The organism is Chitinophaga sp. 9-1-y (genome assembly GCF_059511905.2).
In genome coordinates this window covers 6,325,767-6,340,907 of sequence record NZ_CM197955.1, presented here as the reverse complement: position 1 = coordinate 6,340,907, position 15,141 = coordinate 6,325,767, and the positions used below count along the sequence as shown (strand labels likewise).

Annotated in this window: 15 protein-coding genes; 11 read left to right on the top strand and 4 right to left on the bottom strand. The window is 37.8% G+C overall.

Features of this window, described 5'->3' with window-relative positions; genetic code table 11:
* Nucleotides 1-5: 5 nt before the first annotated feature.
* Complete coding sequence (locus tag AC5ZC7_RS25145) at nucleotides 6-1,343, top strand: glucosidase family protein (protein ID WP_496158309.1); 1,338 nt, start codon at nucleotides 6-8, stop codon at nucleotides 1,341-1,343.
* 313 nt (nucleotides 1,344-1,656) lie between these two features.
* Here the strand turns inward: AC5ZC7_RS25145 and AC5ZC7_RS25140 are convergent, their stop codons facing one another.
* Nucleotides 1,657-2,475 carry an alpha/beta fold hydrolase gene (locus AC5ZC7_RS25140; protein WP_496158310.1) on the bottom strand — a complete coding sequence of 273 codons (819 nt, stop codon included), beginning with the start codon at nucleotides 2,473-2,475 and terminating at the stop codon, nucleotides 1,657-1,659.
* A 61-nt stretch (nucleotides 2,476-2,536) separates the two neighbouring features.
* Nucleotides 2,537-2,671, bottom strand: a complete 135-nt coding sequence (locus tag AC5ZC7_RS25135; RefSeq protein ID WP_496158311.1) for a hypothetical protein — start codon at nucleotides 2,669-2,671, stop codon at nucleotides 2,537-2,539.
* Between the two features lie 86 nt (nucleotides 2,672-2,757).
* Between AC5ZC7_RS25135 and AC5ZC7_RS25130 the strand changes: the two genes are divergently transcribed.
* The 4 genes from AC5ZC7_RS25130 to AC5ZC7_RS25115 all read left to right on the top strand — a co-directional run bounded on the left by AC5ZC7_RS25130 (nucleotide 2,758) and on the right by AC5ZC7_RS25115 (nucleotide 5,146).
* Entirely contained in the window at nucleotides 2,758-3,114 is a 357-nt protein-coding gene (locus AC5ZC7_RS25130; RefSeq protein WP_496158312.1) for a winged helix-turn-helix transcriptional regulator, read from the top strand.
* A gap of 127 nt (nucleotides 3,115-3,241) precedes the next feature.
* Nucleotides 3,242-4,057, top strand: a complete 816-nt coding sequence (locus tag AC5ZC7_RS25125; protein WP_496158313.1) for a DUF6597 domain-containing transcriptional factor — start codon at nucleotides 3,242-3,244, stop codon at nucleotides 4,055-4,057.
* Between the two features lie 73 nt (nucleotides 4,058-4,130).
* Nucleotides 4,131-4,499, top strand: coding sequence for a VOC family protein (locus tag AC5ZC7_RS25120; RefSeq protein WP_496158314.1), 369 nt, complete (start codon nucleotides 4,131-4,133; stop codon nucleotides 4,497-4,499).
* 5 nt (nucleotides 4,500-4,504) lie between these two features.
* Nucleotides 4,505-5,146, top strand: coding sequence for a TIGR02453 family protein (locus AC5ZC7_RS25115; RefSeq protein WP_496158315.1), 642 nt, complete (start codon nucleotides 4,505-4,507; stop codon nucleotides 5,144-5,146).
* Nucleotides 5,147-5,393: 247 nt separating this feature from the next.
* On the opposite strand, the gene AC5ZC7_RS25110 is transcribed toward AC5ZC7_RS25115, so the two are convergent.
* A complete protein-coding gene (locus tag AC5ZC7_RS25110) occupies nucleotides 5,394-5,867 on the bottom strand; it encodes a hypothetical protein (protein WP_496158316.1) in 474 nt (157 codons plus the stop codon).
* Nucleotides 5,868-6,000: 133 nt separating this feature from the next.
* Between AC5ZC7_RS25110 and AC5ZC7_RS25105 the strand changes: the two genes are divergently transcribed.
* Nucleotides 6,001-6,717 carry a hypothetical protein gene (locus tag AC5ZC7_RS25105; protein ID WP_496158317.1) on the top strand — a complete coding sequence of 239 codons (717 nt, stop codon included), beginning with the start codon at nucleotides 6,001-6,003 and terminating at the stop codon, nucleotides 6,715-6,717.
* Between the two features lie 656 nt (nucleotides 6,718-7,373).
* On the opposite strand, the gene AC5ZC7_RS25100 is transcribed toward AC5ZC7_RS25105, so the two are convergent.
* Nucleotides 7,374-11,060, bottom strand: a complete 3,687-nt coding sequence (locus AC5ZC7_RS25100; RefSeq protein ID WP_496158318.1) for a YobI family P-loop NTPase — start codon at nucleotides 11,058-11,060, stop codon at nucleotides 7,374-7,376.
* A 782-nt stretch (nucleotides 11,061-11,842) separates the two neighbouring features.
* On the opposite strand from AC5ZC7_RS25100, the gene AC5ZC7_RS25095 reads away from it, so the two are divergent.
* From AC5ZC7_RS25095 to AC5ZC7_RS25075, 5 genes are all read left to right on the top strand, one after another.
* Nucleotides 11,843-12,232 carry a hypothetical protein gene (locus AC5ZC7_RS25095; RefSeq protein ID WP_496158319.1) on the top strand — a complete coding sequence of 130 codons (390 nt, stop codon included), beginning with the start codon at nucleotides 11,843-11,845 and terminating at the stop codon, nucleotides 12,230-12,232.
* Between the two features lie 186 nt (nucleotides 12,233-12,418).
* The gene (locus AC5ZC7_RS25090) at nucleotides 12,419-13,702 is read left to right on the top strand and encodes a phage integrase SAM-like domain-containing protein (protein ID WP_496158320.1); all 1,284 of its coding nucleotides are present in this window, start codon (nucleotides 12,419-12,421) and stop codon (nucleotides 13,700-13,702) included.
* The gene (locus AC5ZC7_RS25085) at nucleotides 13,699-14,388 is read left to right on the top strand and encodes a hypothetical protein (RefSeq protein ID WP_496158321.1); all 690 of its coding nucleotides are present in this window, start codon (nucleotides 13,699-13,701) and stop codon (nucleotides 14,386-14,388) included. Before AC5ZC7_RS25090 ends, AC5ZC7_RS25085 begins: the two co-directional genes overlap by 4 nt.
* 86 nt (nucleotides 14,389-14,474) lie before the next feature.
* Nucleotides 14,475-14,774, top strand: a complete 300-nt coding sequence (locus tag AC5ZC7_RS25080) for a helix-turn-helix domain-containing protein (RefSeq protein ID WP_496158322.1) — start codon at nucleotides 14,475-14,477, stop codon at nucleotides 14,772-14,774.
* Complete coding sequence (locus AC5ZC7_RS25075) at nucleotides 14,767-15,108, top strand: hypothetical protein (protein WP_496158323.1); 342 nt, start codon at nucleotides 14,767-14,769, stop codon at nucleotides 15,106-15,108. The genes AC5ZC7_RS25080 and AC5ZC7_RS25075 overlap by 8 nt, the downstream gene beginning before the upstream one ends.
* The last annotated feature ends 33 nt before the right edge of the window (nucleotides 15,109-15,141 follow it).

Here is a 15,141-nt window from a genome sequence, read left to right as displayed (position 1 = left end):
GACAGATGAAACGATTATTCATACTGCCATGCCTTATTTTGGCGATGGCAGCAAACGCACAGCAAGGAGAGTTGAAGTTGTTATCCTATCCGGGCCGGGTGGAAACAGCTAATATCAGCAAAGCTGCATTGGCTAAACAGATACTGGCCGACCCCCGTTTAGACACCGTACAGGCGTGGGCGTTAAAAGTATTAACGGGCTTCAACGCCGGTACTGGCTATGGCGAAATCTGGATCAGAGACTTCAACACGTTTATCAAAGGCTCGTTGAAAGTACGTAGCAGCCAGGATGTAAAAGAAGCGCTGCTCCTGTTCTTCAGGCTACAGGGTGCAGATGGTAATATTCCCGATGGCGCGATCAATGAAAAGCAAGCCAATATCGGGTATAAATATGGCCACTCAGAACTGGCGCCAGGCTGGGCCAGCCATAAAAATACCGTGGAAACAGACCAGGAATCATCCCTGATACAAGCCGTAAAGCAATACATCGACGTAACAGGTGATAAAACCATTCTGCAGGAAAAAGTAGGTAATCAAACCGTTCTGCAAAGAATGGAAGCCGCCATGCGTTTTATATTGAACGACCGCTGGGCGAAAGAATACGGCCTTGTAAAAGGCGCTACTACCATAGACTGGGGAGATGTACAGCCAGAAAGCGGATGGGGCGTTGCATTAAATGAGAAAACAAAATGGTCGCTTGATATCTACGATAATGCCATGTTCCTCCTGGCCATCAATGATTTCATCGCCATTAAACCTGCTGCTTATCCCACTAAAGATAACTGGAAAAATATCGCGGCTACCCTCCGGAAAAATATCCGGAAGCATTTGTGGGATACCAAAACCAACAAATACATACCGCATATCTACCTGGATGGTAGCCCCTTCCCGGCATCCTTCGATGAACGCAGTATTCTTTATACCGGGGGCTCCGCCTGCGCGATTCTCGCCGGACTGCATGACCAGAAAGAGATTCGGGAAATCAACCAGCAATGCCTGGCCGCTGCAGAAAAAGAACAATTCGCAACCATCGGTATGACCGTTTACCCTCCTTACCCGGTGGAAGTATTCCCCAACATGGCTGCCTATGTATACCAGAATGCCGGCGACTGGACCTGGTTCGGTGGACGCATGATCTCCGCATTGGTTAAGAATGGTATGCCATTGGAAGCCTATGCAGAAATGAGCCCCATGCTGGACCGCGTGATCAAAAACAAAGGATTCAATGAGTGGTATGACGTTCGTACCGGCAAAGCTTCCGGATCCGGCGACTTCAGAGGAGAAGCAGGCGTATTGTTTGATGCCATTCATCAACTGAAAGCCTGGGCAGGTAAAGTGAAGTAACATATTTTGTCAACGGGAAACCGGGGCATCCAGGTATTAGCATCCTTTTATTGAATATAAAAGGATGCTTTTTTAGTGCCACCTTCTTTGGTTTGATAAATGGATATCAGGCCAGTTATCGAAGATGAAATTTACCAGCTTTTGCTCTGTTTGAGGCCTTTCAATATTTCGTCTTTGTCCCTTAATTGATATTAAGAGACAACATATATAGCTGTTGTAGCAGGAAAAATCCCATAGAATTGTGTTCTATGGGATGCTTCTATTTGGAGAAAGCTATTTCATTTTGAAATGAAGTTTCCTTAGGGCTGATCTTTTACTTTCTCACTTGCGCTAAAATTAATTTATTTATCTGCCCAGGTTGTTCTTCCGGAACATAATGTCCGCATTCTTCTATCGTTTCAGTTTGTACATGATCGGCTACTTTCTTCATGGCCTCGCCCACCCGTTCTGCTGTTGCAAAACGTCCACCTATTGCCAGAACGGGAATGGATAATTTCCCGCTGAACGATTGGTTTTGCCTGGCGCTTTCACTAAAAGCCCGATAGTAATCAAAACCGTTTTTCATGGTTCCTTTATAATCCTTGTAATAAATCTGGATATCGTTTTTATTAATAGCAGATTTAACAAATGACTTCTTCGTAAAATACCAGGATATATATTCTTTTTCTTTCCCGGCGGTTAGAAACTCAGGTATTTCATCAACCGAGTGAAAATAGAACTGCCAGACTTTGTTGGCATTTTCCGGCTGAAAAACGGCAGGATCCATCAATCCAGGTATGCCAGCATCAATGACCGTTAGCGTAGATAGTTTACGCTCAAAGAAGATGGCGTAAGTAACAGCCACCCAACTACCGATGTCATGACCTACCAGGTGGAATTTTTCAATGTTTAGGGTATCCACTAATTTATTAATTATAGTAGCGATGTTTTTAGTATCGTATTTTTCTACTTTCCCACTTTTACCTAACCCTGGCAGATCTACTGCAATTACCCGGTTGTTTTTTGAGAGTTCTGCGAAATTTTTTCTCCATACATAGGACGTTTGCGGCCACCCGTGAAGGAGGATAATGACTTCGCCTTTCCCTTGCTCATAATAGGCGATTGGGGTGTTGTCAATTGTAATTGTTTTCATAGCTGGCAATTGTGCCAGTAAACTCCCCGGGATTATTAATAAGCATAATAATCTGATCACTTTATTTATTTTGAAAGAAAAGGTCATAACTGGTTTTTGTAACGTTAATAATCGAAGTAGCTTCAATCTGCTTCGCTATTTTCCGGATAGGTCCTATAGAAACACCGGTAATAAGCCAGGCTTTCTGTTTCATCATTTTTTTAGTTTAAATCCTGTGCAAAACTATTTTATACCTTCGCATATGACAAGTACCTACAAAATTGTAGGTATAAAATAAAAGTGATGAGAAAGGAAAATTCAACCAACTTTTTAAACCAAAGGGACCTGGAAAGAAACTGCGGAATGTATTATACTATCACGCTTATCGGAGGTAGATGGAAAATAAGTATTCTGGCTGCGCTGATGGATCACGAAGTGCTGCGGTATTCGGAAATAAAGAATAGGCTCATCAATATTACAGAAAGGATGTTGATCAAACAACTCAAAGAGCTGGAGGAAGACGGCCTTATTACCAGGAAGGATTATAAGGAACTCCCACCAAGAGTGGAGTACAGCATCAGCATGAAAGGGCAAAGTCTTAAAAATCTGTTGATTGAAATGCAGCAATGGGGAAAGAAGAACAGGAAAATATATAAGTAGAAGGTCTTATAGAAGAGAAACGTAACATTTTTGATAAAACGATTTGCCAATTGGAATAAGTTCATGCGAATACCATATTGAAAATATTTCCGATTTTTGTAAAGTAACTTGCAAAAAAGGGAAGCCAATGAATCATCAAATATTTGAACCGGATAGTGATCTGGCCCCATTCGTCAAATGTTACTGGACATTGGAAAGTCCGCATGAAAAAACACCGAAAAAGAACACCATCGTTCCTGATGGTTGTATGAAAATGATTTTTCATTATGGCGCCCCATATAAGCATTACCCTGAAAATGGGGATAGTGTTTTCTTACCCAAATGCTTTGTAATAGGTCAATTGACCCGGCCTTATGAAGTTGCGCCTACCGGAGAAACGGGTACTTTCTTTGTGTGTTTTCACCCTAATGGATTTTTGCCTTTTGCCACTTTCCCAATAAAAGAAATGGAAAACACTGCCGTCCCCCTGGAAAAACTATTTGGACAGGAGGGGAAATCTGTCGCCCAAAAAATCTTACAGGCAAAATCAACTGCAGAAAGAATACAAATCATCGAAATATTTTTATTCAACCGGTTAACGGATGCAACCGCCGTCGACTATGTCGTACAATCAACGATTGAAACTATCCTGACGGCCAACGGGCAACTTTCTGTTGATGAGCTATCCAGGAAGAGCAATATCAACCGCAGACAATTGGTGCGTAAATTTACCTCCTCCATAGGATTAAGCCCCAAACAACTTTCAAAAACAGTTCGGCTACAGGCGACGCTCAAAACATTACTGAATAGTAAAATAACCAGTCTTACCGGCCTGGCTTATGAAAGCGAATATTACGATCAGGCACATTTTATCAAAGATTTCAAGGAGTTTACCGGCCTTACCCCAAAGGAATTTTACGGCGATAATTTAAAGATGTCGTTGATCTTCGACAGCTTAGATTAACCTTGTCCCATTTTTACAATTTTGGACTACTGGCGTGATGCAACTTTGCTATCTAACGCAAAACAATTTGACAATGGATAATCTCGTCAACTTCATTGATATTCCTGCTACAGACTTTAGCAGGGCAGTATCTTTCTACAAAGCCATTTTAGATTTGACCATCAACGAAACGGAAATGTTCGGTACCAAAATGGGCTTCTTCCCAACAGACGGTAAAAATGTATCAGGCGCAATTGTGCAGGGGAATGATTACAAACCCTCCACAAATGGTGTTGTAGCTTATTTAAACGGTGGCAACAACTTACAGGGCATATTAGATAAAGTAGAAAGCAATAACGGGAAAGTCATTGTGCCTAAAACACATATCAGTGCAGAAGTTGGCTATGTTGCGATGTTCATAGATACCGAAGGGAATAAAATGGGGCTTCATTCTATTAACTAATGCAGATGCGTAAATCTACTCTTGACTATCTGCAAAAGTTAGCACAAAATAATAACCGTGAATGGTTTAATGAGCACAAGCAGCTATTCACCGTTGCCCAGGATGACCTGGTTGCATTCGTGAAGGTATTACTAGGGGAAATGACCAGGTTTGATAAGGAAATAGGCAGAATAGATGCCAGGAAGTCACTTTTCAGGATATATCGTGACACCAGGTTTTCTCTTAATAAAGAGCCATATAAAACCAATTTCGGCGCTAATATTAGCTATAGAAATGCGGGCTATTATCTGCATATCCAGCCGAATCAATCTTTTTTGGCAGGTGGTATTTTTATGTTGGACAAAGATCAGTTGAAAACGCTTCGGAAAGAGATTTCCAATGACGCGGCGGCTTTTCAAAGTATTATAGGTGAAGAAAGCTTTTGTCGTTATTTTGGCGATTTAAGCAATGAAGGAAAGCTAATGCGCATTCCTGTTGGCTTTGAAAAAGATGATCCGATGGCAGAATACCTGAAGCTGAAGCGTTTTGTGGCGGTTCATCCAATCACGGATAAAGAATTATTGGAAACAGATGCACCCAAAAAGCTGGCGGAGATTTATAAGTCCTTAAAACCACTTAATGATTTTCTGAATGCCTCTTTGGGATAAAAGGGAACGCTTCACCTGGATCCCACTACGATAAAAGTGGTGAGTTTTTTATGCCAGATTTTACTTGACAATTGTTTTCCTTTAAATATACCGCTGTCTGCGCTCATTCATCAAAGGCTCATCATATCCAGCTCCTATCCATGTTTGATGGGTTGGCCTTTATAAGAGGAGGTTGTGCCGTTTAGGCAACCTTCTCTTATATCTTGATAAACTGCTTTGTTTTGTCTAATCAATCTATTAATAACGCTTAAGCGTTTGTAGTAGAATGATCACCGGATTGCGTCCAATCTTGAGTATACCGATACCTCCCAAATCCTAGGGTATCAAATTCATCTTTATTTCGATCCGCAATAACATCGAAGGTCCTTAAAATAATATTTATCACTTCTTGTCCATACGGTAATTCAACGTTTCTTTCCCCGTCTTTCCAAATAATCCCCGTTTGTCCGCCGACGCCTCCAAAATAGGTTACTTCTACATAGGCTAGTGGTTTTCCTTGTATGGCGCTTAATATATTCAATTCTACAGTGCCCGTTAAATAATCAAAGCCACTGATACTTGCAGAGGCATCGAACTCATTTATCTGATCAAATAAATCCTTTGTGAAAGGAATTAATGAAATATCTTGGTCCAGGTTCACTGGTATTGCTTTATTGTATGATTCACGAATGCAACTGATATCGCTTGATTTGCCGATAAAAGCGTTTAAATAATATCCCATTTGCGGTAATATGTTGTAAATGCAAGTTATAAATATTCCAGTGCTTGCGCAATGATGCCGGGAGAAAGCCTTTTGAGAATATTCTATTGTTCTATACACTTGATTACAATGAAAATTTTGAAAATATCCAATAATGTCAAATGATTTGCACGTTTGTCTTGAGTTCTTCCCATCATTTTTGGAGCGATGCAAAATGGAATTTTATCGTGAAAATGAAACATGGTTACTCATGGTGATCCTTGAAAGTCATTCTGGAAAAAATAAAGGAAATTGGACAGCAAGAACTACGGATACATGGTATGTGGAGAAGATAGTTGAGCTAAGCAGAACTGTAGTAAAAGAAGCAAGAAAAGATGACAGACTGATATTAGATGGGATAGAGCTAATATGTTCCATTACAGAAAACAATGTTCAGAAAGTTCACAAATACCGTTGTCCTAAACAGGGCGATCCTGAATGGTTGTTAGCGGGCGCTTTCCTCGTTCGCGCACAAAAATTAATCAACGATCAGGAACTAACAAATTATATCGAATTACTGGAAGGTTATTTTGGCGGGCTTCCGGCTAAACTTTTTGATGAGATCCCGAGAAGACTTAGAATTTATGGTTACCTGTCGGTACATGACTCAAAAGCACTGTCAGATCTGATAGAAAAGGTTATTAATGAACAGGTACTCGTTCTTGACTTAACAAACCTGCATGGGATGGGGACTATTCTGTATCAACATTTCGAACCATTAAAAACTATCAGGGATTTAAAAGTAATAGTTAATGCAAACAATGAACATACCTTACAACAGGTGAAGGAAATCGGATTTACAGCCGGGCAGGTAATGGAGGTTAATAAGTAGAAATTACATCAATAATAAAACCATAGATTGCCAATTGTTATTAAGCGATGTGGCAGAACCTGGGGGAAATCGAATTGGGAGAGGTTGAATTTTTGCTAAAAGATTTGGAATGATATAGTTATAGAAAATAAAAAAGGCTTCCAGTATTACTGAAAGCCTTTTTTTGCTATTCGTAGCAAAGGTGATGAGAAATGAAATAAATTATCAGCATGCTTATGGGACTTGGTATCTTTACTCGCAAAAATATTTTAAAGAAGAATTACTATTAACCGAACCTAAGAAGATTCTTCTGCAAAATATATCTAGTAAATTAATTGATTCTAGTAAGATAAACTCTGCTTTTAATACAAGTTTACGTATAACAAATTTGATGATTTTATTAATCAAAGAATGCAATAAAAAGTTTGCGAATAAAAACTATAATTTTAATAATGGGTCCTTAAAAATGATAAATATGCTTGAGGCGTAAAAGTTAAATTATTCCTTATTTGTTTGGAACCCCGCTGGGTGTTGGAAGGAATGAGGCGCGGCATAATAAAGGATTTTCGTTCTAGATGTCAATGGAAGGAGGATGGCTGTTAATGAAGAATAATATTGAGTATAAACCTGAAATACATATGTAGGATTCTATATTGCAGTTAAATTATACTGCAATATTATTGTTCCTTCTTAAATGTATTGATTCTGATACCTTTTCCAACTTGTTGCTCGTAGCTGGATATATACTTTTTCAATTCTAGTATATTTGCCAACTTTAAGTTCCAGCTAGTATCCGGTAATGACGGTTTTTTTCCTACCAATGCTATATTAGAGTAAGGCTCTCCTAATGAATTTAAAAACTCTGTGATAAAAGATGAATCAAGCGTCTCAAATCTGTCATTGAATATTTTCACTTTGGTCTCAGTTAGTAAGCTATTCGAGCAAAGAATTCGCTTTAATATCTGCTCACTAAATACGAAAGAAGTGTTCTTTGCAGCAATACTTCCGATGGTTTGCAATATTTCTGCATTAGAAAGTACAATTGTCTCATCAATCTTATTTAATAGCTCACCCTTAAATTCATCTGAAAATGAACTAGATTTTAGAAGATTAAGAAGGTCATCACTATCAAGGTCATAGCTAGATATGTCTTTCAAAAGGTCGCTATTGCTATATTCTATTAGTCGAATGTGGTTTTGTCCACCTTTTTCCTTTAGATGTAAAAAATTGTCTTTCGAAAGTCTAATTGTCTTAGCCTTAATGAGACTCAGTATTTTATTGTTATTCAAATCTTCAGTCATAAATTTGTTGTAAAAATATGGTGATGATTGCAGCATAAGAGCATAATTCTTATCACTTATCTCTTCTGACTTAAGAAGCTTGAGAATAAAATTCTTGTAGATTTCCTTTAAAGGTTCGTCCTCTCCTCCGGTTGGTATTTTTTTCTTTGAAAGCAGATATATGATATTATCCTGATCAATAAACTTAATTAGAGTATCAGATATTTCTTGTTTTGCTTCTACGAAAAAGCGGAAAATATTATCCCATGTTGGAATTACTTTATTTTCTTTAAAAAGTAGTTCGATTACTTCTAAATTTGCTATTTCACTTATGTCGCTGATCTGAGTTTTAACCTTAAGAATAACTTTATGCTTGTTTTCAAGAGTTACTTCGCTGCTGTTTAGTAAAGTAGTCAATAAGTTTTCATCTTCCTGGTCATTTGTTTCTATTTTCAAATAAACGTATTTGATATACAAATCCAGATTATTATCTAGGTATGAAATCAACTCTTCGCAACCAGAACTAGTAATGGCGGAATAATTTTTCGTATCAAAAGACGCTTGATTAAAAGTCCCCTTTTTCTTTATCAATAGCTTGATCATATACACATTGATTTGGTAATAGGAGCTTTCATAGATGTAATTTAAAAAAGAGGAAGAAAGGGTGTTTTCGTCTATTTCCACAAATCGCAAATTAAGGATTTTAATTATACTAAGGACTTTTGTTTCATCGGGAATAATGCTTAGGAAGTGCTTGTCTGAAAGGATATACGCCTTTAAGTCCGATTTAGACGCTATGGATTGAATATCTGAGATCTCTGCATTTTCTATTATAAGACGAAAATATTCTCTCTTTTTTTCATCTGGGTATAGTGACCTTGTTTGAACGTAATTCCAAATATTTGACCATTTTTTGCATATAAGGGTTATGAATTTTTGATCCCCATTCCCGAGAAAGATCATGCCATCTATGAATTTTACAGACACTTCACTCTCGTCGCATAGTTTGTTCAACATTCGATTCAATTGAACATCGTATGTTTTACTATTTAATAAGAATTCAACAACCTGGTAGTTTAGCAAATACTCTTTGTCAAAATCTAGTGAGCTAATCCTTTTAACCAGGTCTTCAACCTTATTAAGTTGAAAATCGTACTCTGATGCTTTTTGACTTTTTACATTTAAAAGGAATTGATAATCCCTTTTTGTTAATGTGCCTTCGTAGAAAAGAGAAATATAATCAAAGTAATTCTCATCGATATATCCGTTTCTGATAAGAACATTAACTAAAGCCTTTTGATTATCATCAATGGATCCAAATATGGAAGGATCTTTTGCAAGTATTTCCTTTATGTTATAATTCCTAATTGCGGATTTCTCTAACTCTAGCTCTTGAATTTGCTTTTTCAGCTTATTTATTTTACTACCATGCCAATCCCTTATTTCATGCAATCGAGCGCTGTAGTTTTTTTCTGGATCAACGCTTTTCTCTATTTCATCGAATTTCTCATGAATTTTAGCGTTTTGAAATGATCCATAATTAAGAAATTGATAGTGCGATTTATTTCCAATTAGATAATCGAAGTTTTCATCACTAGTCATATTTGCGAATGCGACTGCGTTTCCATTGATAATAAAATTATGAATGCCTTTTAATCGCTCTGTATATTTTAGAATATAAAGGGATCTTAATTCCTGAATGTTTCGGATTTGTATATTCTCTATATTACTAATTTCTTCCTTTATAACCTCTATTTTATCATTTACTTTTTTGATAGCTGTGAGTATATAATTTTTCTTGTTATGCAAGGCATTGTATAGCTTTCCTTCTCCATCGCTTAACTGTGAAAAATCACCAGGGAAAATATTTTTATAAATTAGAATAGCAAGTAGCTTATTCTGATCTAGCTCCTTATTAAGTTTACTTTGATATAAATGAAATTCATTGACTATATTGTGTAATAGCCTCATGTCGCTAATGAATATAGCGATATCTTCTATTAAATCGTCCGTCCATTTATATTTGTTTGCGTTTTTATATTCTATTAATTTCTGACTTGAATTTGATGCATTAATAACTGGAATAATTGGAACGATAAAATCAAAGAACTTGGCGCGCTCCTTGTCTTTAAACATGTCGTCTCTAACAGCATAAACAAATACAATGTCTTTATTTACTTTCTTCGAGTTGTTCAATAATAAATTAATTTCTCGAAGCTTTGTGAATATTTCAGTTTGATTGAAACGATCTAAATCTTCTATTATCACCACATTATACGATGTTGCTTCAAAAAAATAGAGCAATTCGTCTATATGGTGGTTTAAAATCGATTTGCTAATATTTTCATCTATCTCAATTTCTGTATCAGTAATGCTTAACTTAAGCTTTACCTTCGATAGTATCCTGAGTGACTTTGCAATTAAGTACACGAAGCCTGACAAAGAGATTATCACGGATACCCAATGAATAATATTTAATTGCGATTTGCTTGGTTTGTATCCATTCAGAATTCTAGTGTCAAACTCCGTGTAGATCAGGTTTATCGCTGAAAGTGCAAATAAAGACCAACATAAAGTTGTAAAAATGATAGATACCCTGCTGTGTCTCTTGATTTTCTTAAATCTTGAATCAGGAATCTGACTATCTTTTTCGTGATAGAATATTTGCTGCAATATGCTTAGCTCAATGAGTCTAAGCATCTCTTCTTTAGAAGAGTTGTCATTGCTGCTATTACCAGCTTTTCCCTGCCCTTGTCCTTCAGAATTGATTTCATCCTTAAACGTAGCAAGTGATATATTTAGAAATTTAAGGTCTTTTCCACCAAATTTCTTCTGAAAAGTTTTTAAGACACTACTTTTTCCCGATCCATAAGGACCAGTTACAGCAATATTTTTAATATCCTTTTCTTTTCTATTTTTTAGTGCCCATAATAAAGCTTGGGCATATTTTCCGTCATTATCGGCATTGTCTATTGGAGATAATGAAGTATAGGCGTGAAGCTCTTGGCTTGCTGATAATCTGATATGTATTCTTTGTAGATATGAAATAAATCTTTCAAAGTATTTCAATAATTTTTCCTTCATCTTCTTTCTACCTTAGGGAGATAAGTTTCTTAATTGCCTAAATTATGAATTGAATTATTGCAATTATAGGTGCTTTGTCAAAAACGAAAATTATAATGCATAATGACATTCTATAGTGCTTTTGGGGCTAAATCTTTGCATTCAATCACATACGGAAATATAAGTATTTTACACGAAAAAAACTCGCTTACCCTTGATAATCTTTGGTGCGTTCACTCGAGCGATCTAAATGTGACTATTAAGCATGACCTCCGTGGCTTTTTTACAGAGGCTTGAACAAGGTCCAGGTTTAGCCATCTTATTAATTAGAACCCCGCAATAAAAAGGGCTGCGCCAGATTTTAGAGAACTTTTGGGGCGCAATCTTTAAGCCTCGGGCTTTCAGTTAGCCAATGATTTGTGCATCGCTGTAGTGGCTGATGATTTCCATTGCCAGGCTTCTTTAAGAAGTTCGCCATCTTTATCAAATGCGGGAATTGTAAAGGCTATATGCTTAGCTATATCAACCAGAAGGGGATCTGCATTATAATAGCTGCCACCATTGTAAAGGATTTAACATCAATGCACACATACAACAAAGCAGGCAAAGCGCAAAGAGCTACATGATCTCTTTCTCGACTTTCTGAACAATTTCAGTATTTCTCCTGCTGTTGTTTCTCTGGTTAAGTTGCAACTGACGAAACTCTACGATCATTTTAATGAAGGCAATAGCAATGATGATAAATTAAAGGAACAACTAACCGCCTTAGAAAGCAACTTGAAAATCTGAAAATTCGTCATGGTTTGGGGGATATTGACAAAGAAACCTATGATCTGACGACCGAACAGTTGAACGAGAAAATCAAGGCAGTAAATAAAGAATTGAATAACGAGATTCCTAAAGTGTTGAACCTCGATAAATTACTGACACAATCGCTAGAGAAATTGCAAAACTTGCGGCTAGTATGGATTTTCAGCGATTTAGAAAGAAAGAAAAAGCTACAAAAAACAATCTTCCCTGATGGCTTTTATTATGACCCGGAAAATCACCAGTGTTTAACCTCAAAATTAAATGAGTTCGTTCGTGTAAGTGCTGAATTGGCGCGTGTTTCGCCGGAAAAAGAGAAAGGGAAGTATCAAGATTTGCTTGACACTTCCCTTTCTGTAGCGAGATCGGCACTACCACCTATTTAATTAGTATGTCTTCGTCTTTACGCTAAAATGCTGGTAGAACCCTTTGTAGTTAACCGTTTTGGCGTTGTTCGCTTGCTCTCGTGAATTAATCGAGATTAAAATAAATAAGTGGAAATAAAGAGAAACCGACCACTAAACCGACCACCGTTTATTTATTTTAATACCTTTGTTTCCTTTAACCCGCATATGGTAAATATTAACCTCAACTTAAGGAAACAGGATAGTAAAAAGCCCCAGGTTATTTATTTGGTTCTGCGTTGGAGTGGTGAATACTATCGGTATCCCACTAAGGTATCCGTTACCCCCAAAAATTGGGATATTGAAAGACAACGTATACGGAACGTAATTACGGAGCTTCATAAGGACACTATCAATAAGTACCTGAATGATCTGGAAAATGCAGCGAAAGGCATATATATCAATGCTATTGCTAAACAGGTTCCAGTAACAAAGGAATATCTAAAAAGCTCATTGGACAGGTATACCGGTAGGGTAGTAGATGAGAAAAAAACATTCTGGTCTTTTCTTGATAAGTTTATAGCGGAGGCACCAACCAGGACAAACCCACAAACAGGGCAATTAATCAGCGCCAGGACTATCCAGAAGTATAACACTACTAAAGATGTACTGGCAGAATTTGAGAAAACCATACCCCGTAAGCTGGATTTTGAATTCCTGGATTTGGACACCCTAAACGACTTCCGCGATTACCTGACCCAGGAAAAGGAGTATGGGGCCAATACTGTAGCTAAACACATCGAAATATTAAAGGGATTTCTAAATGAAGCCGCCGCCATTGGGATTCCTGTTAACAATAGCTATAAAAGCAAGCATTTTAAAGCTAAACGCGAGGATTCAGCTGCTATCTACCTATCAGAAGCTGAACTACAATCAATTGCTGATTTGGATTTGGCGGATAATCTGCGGTTAGATCGTGTACGTGATTTATTTCTCATAGCAGCGTTTACGGGCCTGCGGTATTCAGATTTTACGGAACTCAAGGAACATCACATTAAAAAGGACAGCATTGAGCTGTTTCAAATCAAGACTGGTGACCCCGTAATTATTCCCCTGCATCCGAAGGTAAGGGCGCTTTTAAAGAAATATGACGGTAAACCGGCACCAACTATTTCTAACCAGAAATTCAACGAATATCTAAAGGAGGTTTGCGAAAAAGCGAAGCTGACCGAAGTCATTGAGATTCAAAAGACTAAAGCCGGTAAGCGTACAAAAGAGGTGTTTGAAAAATGGAAATTGGTAAGTAGTCACACAGCCCGCCGCTCGTTGGCCAGTAATCTGTATAAACGTGGGGTACCTATGCAGACAATTATGATTATTACCGGCCATAAGACAGAAAAGGCTTTCCGGCAGTATATCCGGTTAGGTAAAACAGAACACGCAGAAATAGTTAGGTCTGTTTGGAAAAAAGCCGCGCCTAAATTGGTTAATAAAACCCAAAAGTACACATGACAATATTTGAAATTGATATAGATCTTATAGTATCCAGGGTGTTAAATCTTCCCCGGAATGAATTATATGAAGAAAAGTTTCATGTTTTTGTAAATGCTAAGATGACAGAACGTTATCTCCATTGGGAATCAGAGGCAGATAAGCGGGCGTTTGACAAAGAAAAATGGTATAGCAAATATGCCGAAGTATATGGGGGTTTGATCTCTTCATTAAATTATTATGATCAGTATGAGGTGGGAAGTATTCCCCAGGTGTACTTTTATAAAGACCCGGTAATGCTTAATGGTATTGAGTATTACAGGAATCAAATAGACGAAAATGATAGATTTATAAAAGATGTCTTATTAATCCGTACTGCAAAATTTTTATTGTCAAAAGGGGAAGAATCTAAAGGGCTGGCAGATGTATCAACCGAACCGAAGTTAAAGTGGGCTGGCAAGCCTTCCCAGCTAGGCCACGTAATTTCCGAACTGATTCAACAGGGTTATATAGATGCTCCGCATAAAAAAGATAATGAAATTAATTATAATGAGCTGGCGCGACAGGTTATTGCTGCTTTTGACATAAAGGACGGTACTACCGTAAAGTCTCTTTCACAATCCTTGAATCCTGGAAGTGAAAATGGTCAACTGTCTGAAGATAGGAAAGCAAAATTTGTAATACCCTTTATAGGATTGATTAATTAACCTACGTTTTAAAGCTACATAGCCGCTATGTGCGGCTATGTTAACTGCCTTTAATTCAGGCTTTCTTTGCTGTAAATCGAGTTTATATGATAGCAAAGCAAGTGTTACAAATCGATAATTTAGAAGGCAGTTTGGTTATTAAATTGTTTGATAACCTGAATAAAAGATTAGATGAACTGGGAAGCAGCCCCAAAAGCGACCCTGAAACATTTCTTACCCGGCAGGAAGTTGCCGACTTATTTAAAATCTCCCTCCCTACTGTCCATGCCTGGATGAATGCCGGGATACTAAAGACCTACAAGATTGCCAATAAAACCCGTTTTCTACGCAGTGAAGTGCTGGCAGCGGCAAAGGATATTTCCAGAAAGGAGGTCGGCCATGCGTAAAGAAGTTGCAGCATTAAATCGTAGGCAATGGTTTATCATGGCGGCTTTTGATGAATTAAACGCTATTCGCGTTACCGGCTGCGGAGACGGTAAGGGCCTACGAACCTTATTGGATGTGCTTTATATGCATTCCGCCAGCGACGCGAGAATGCCGGTACACGGGTTTCCATGCACAAAGGTGGCCGATCATTGCCTAACGGTGGTGGAAAACCTTTTACAGCTATGTCTTTTAAGGCAAGCCCCCGCCTATGCCCTGCAAACAATTGATGATATGCTGTGCCTGGCATTAGGCCATGTTCAAACCGCTTTAACCCGCTACACAGGTAGCCATTAACCAGCAACCTTTTCACCTTAAAACACCTTCGTA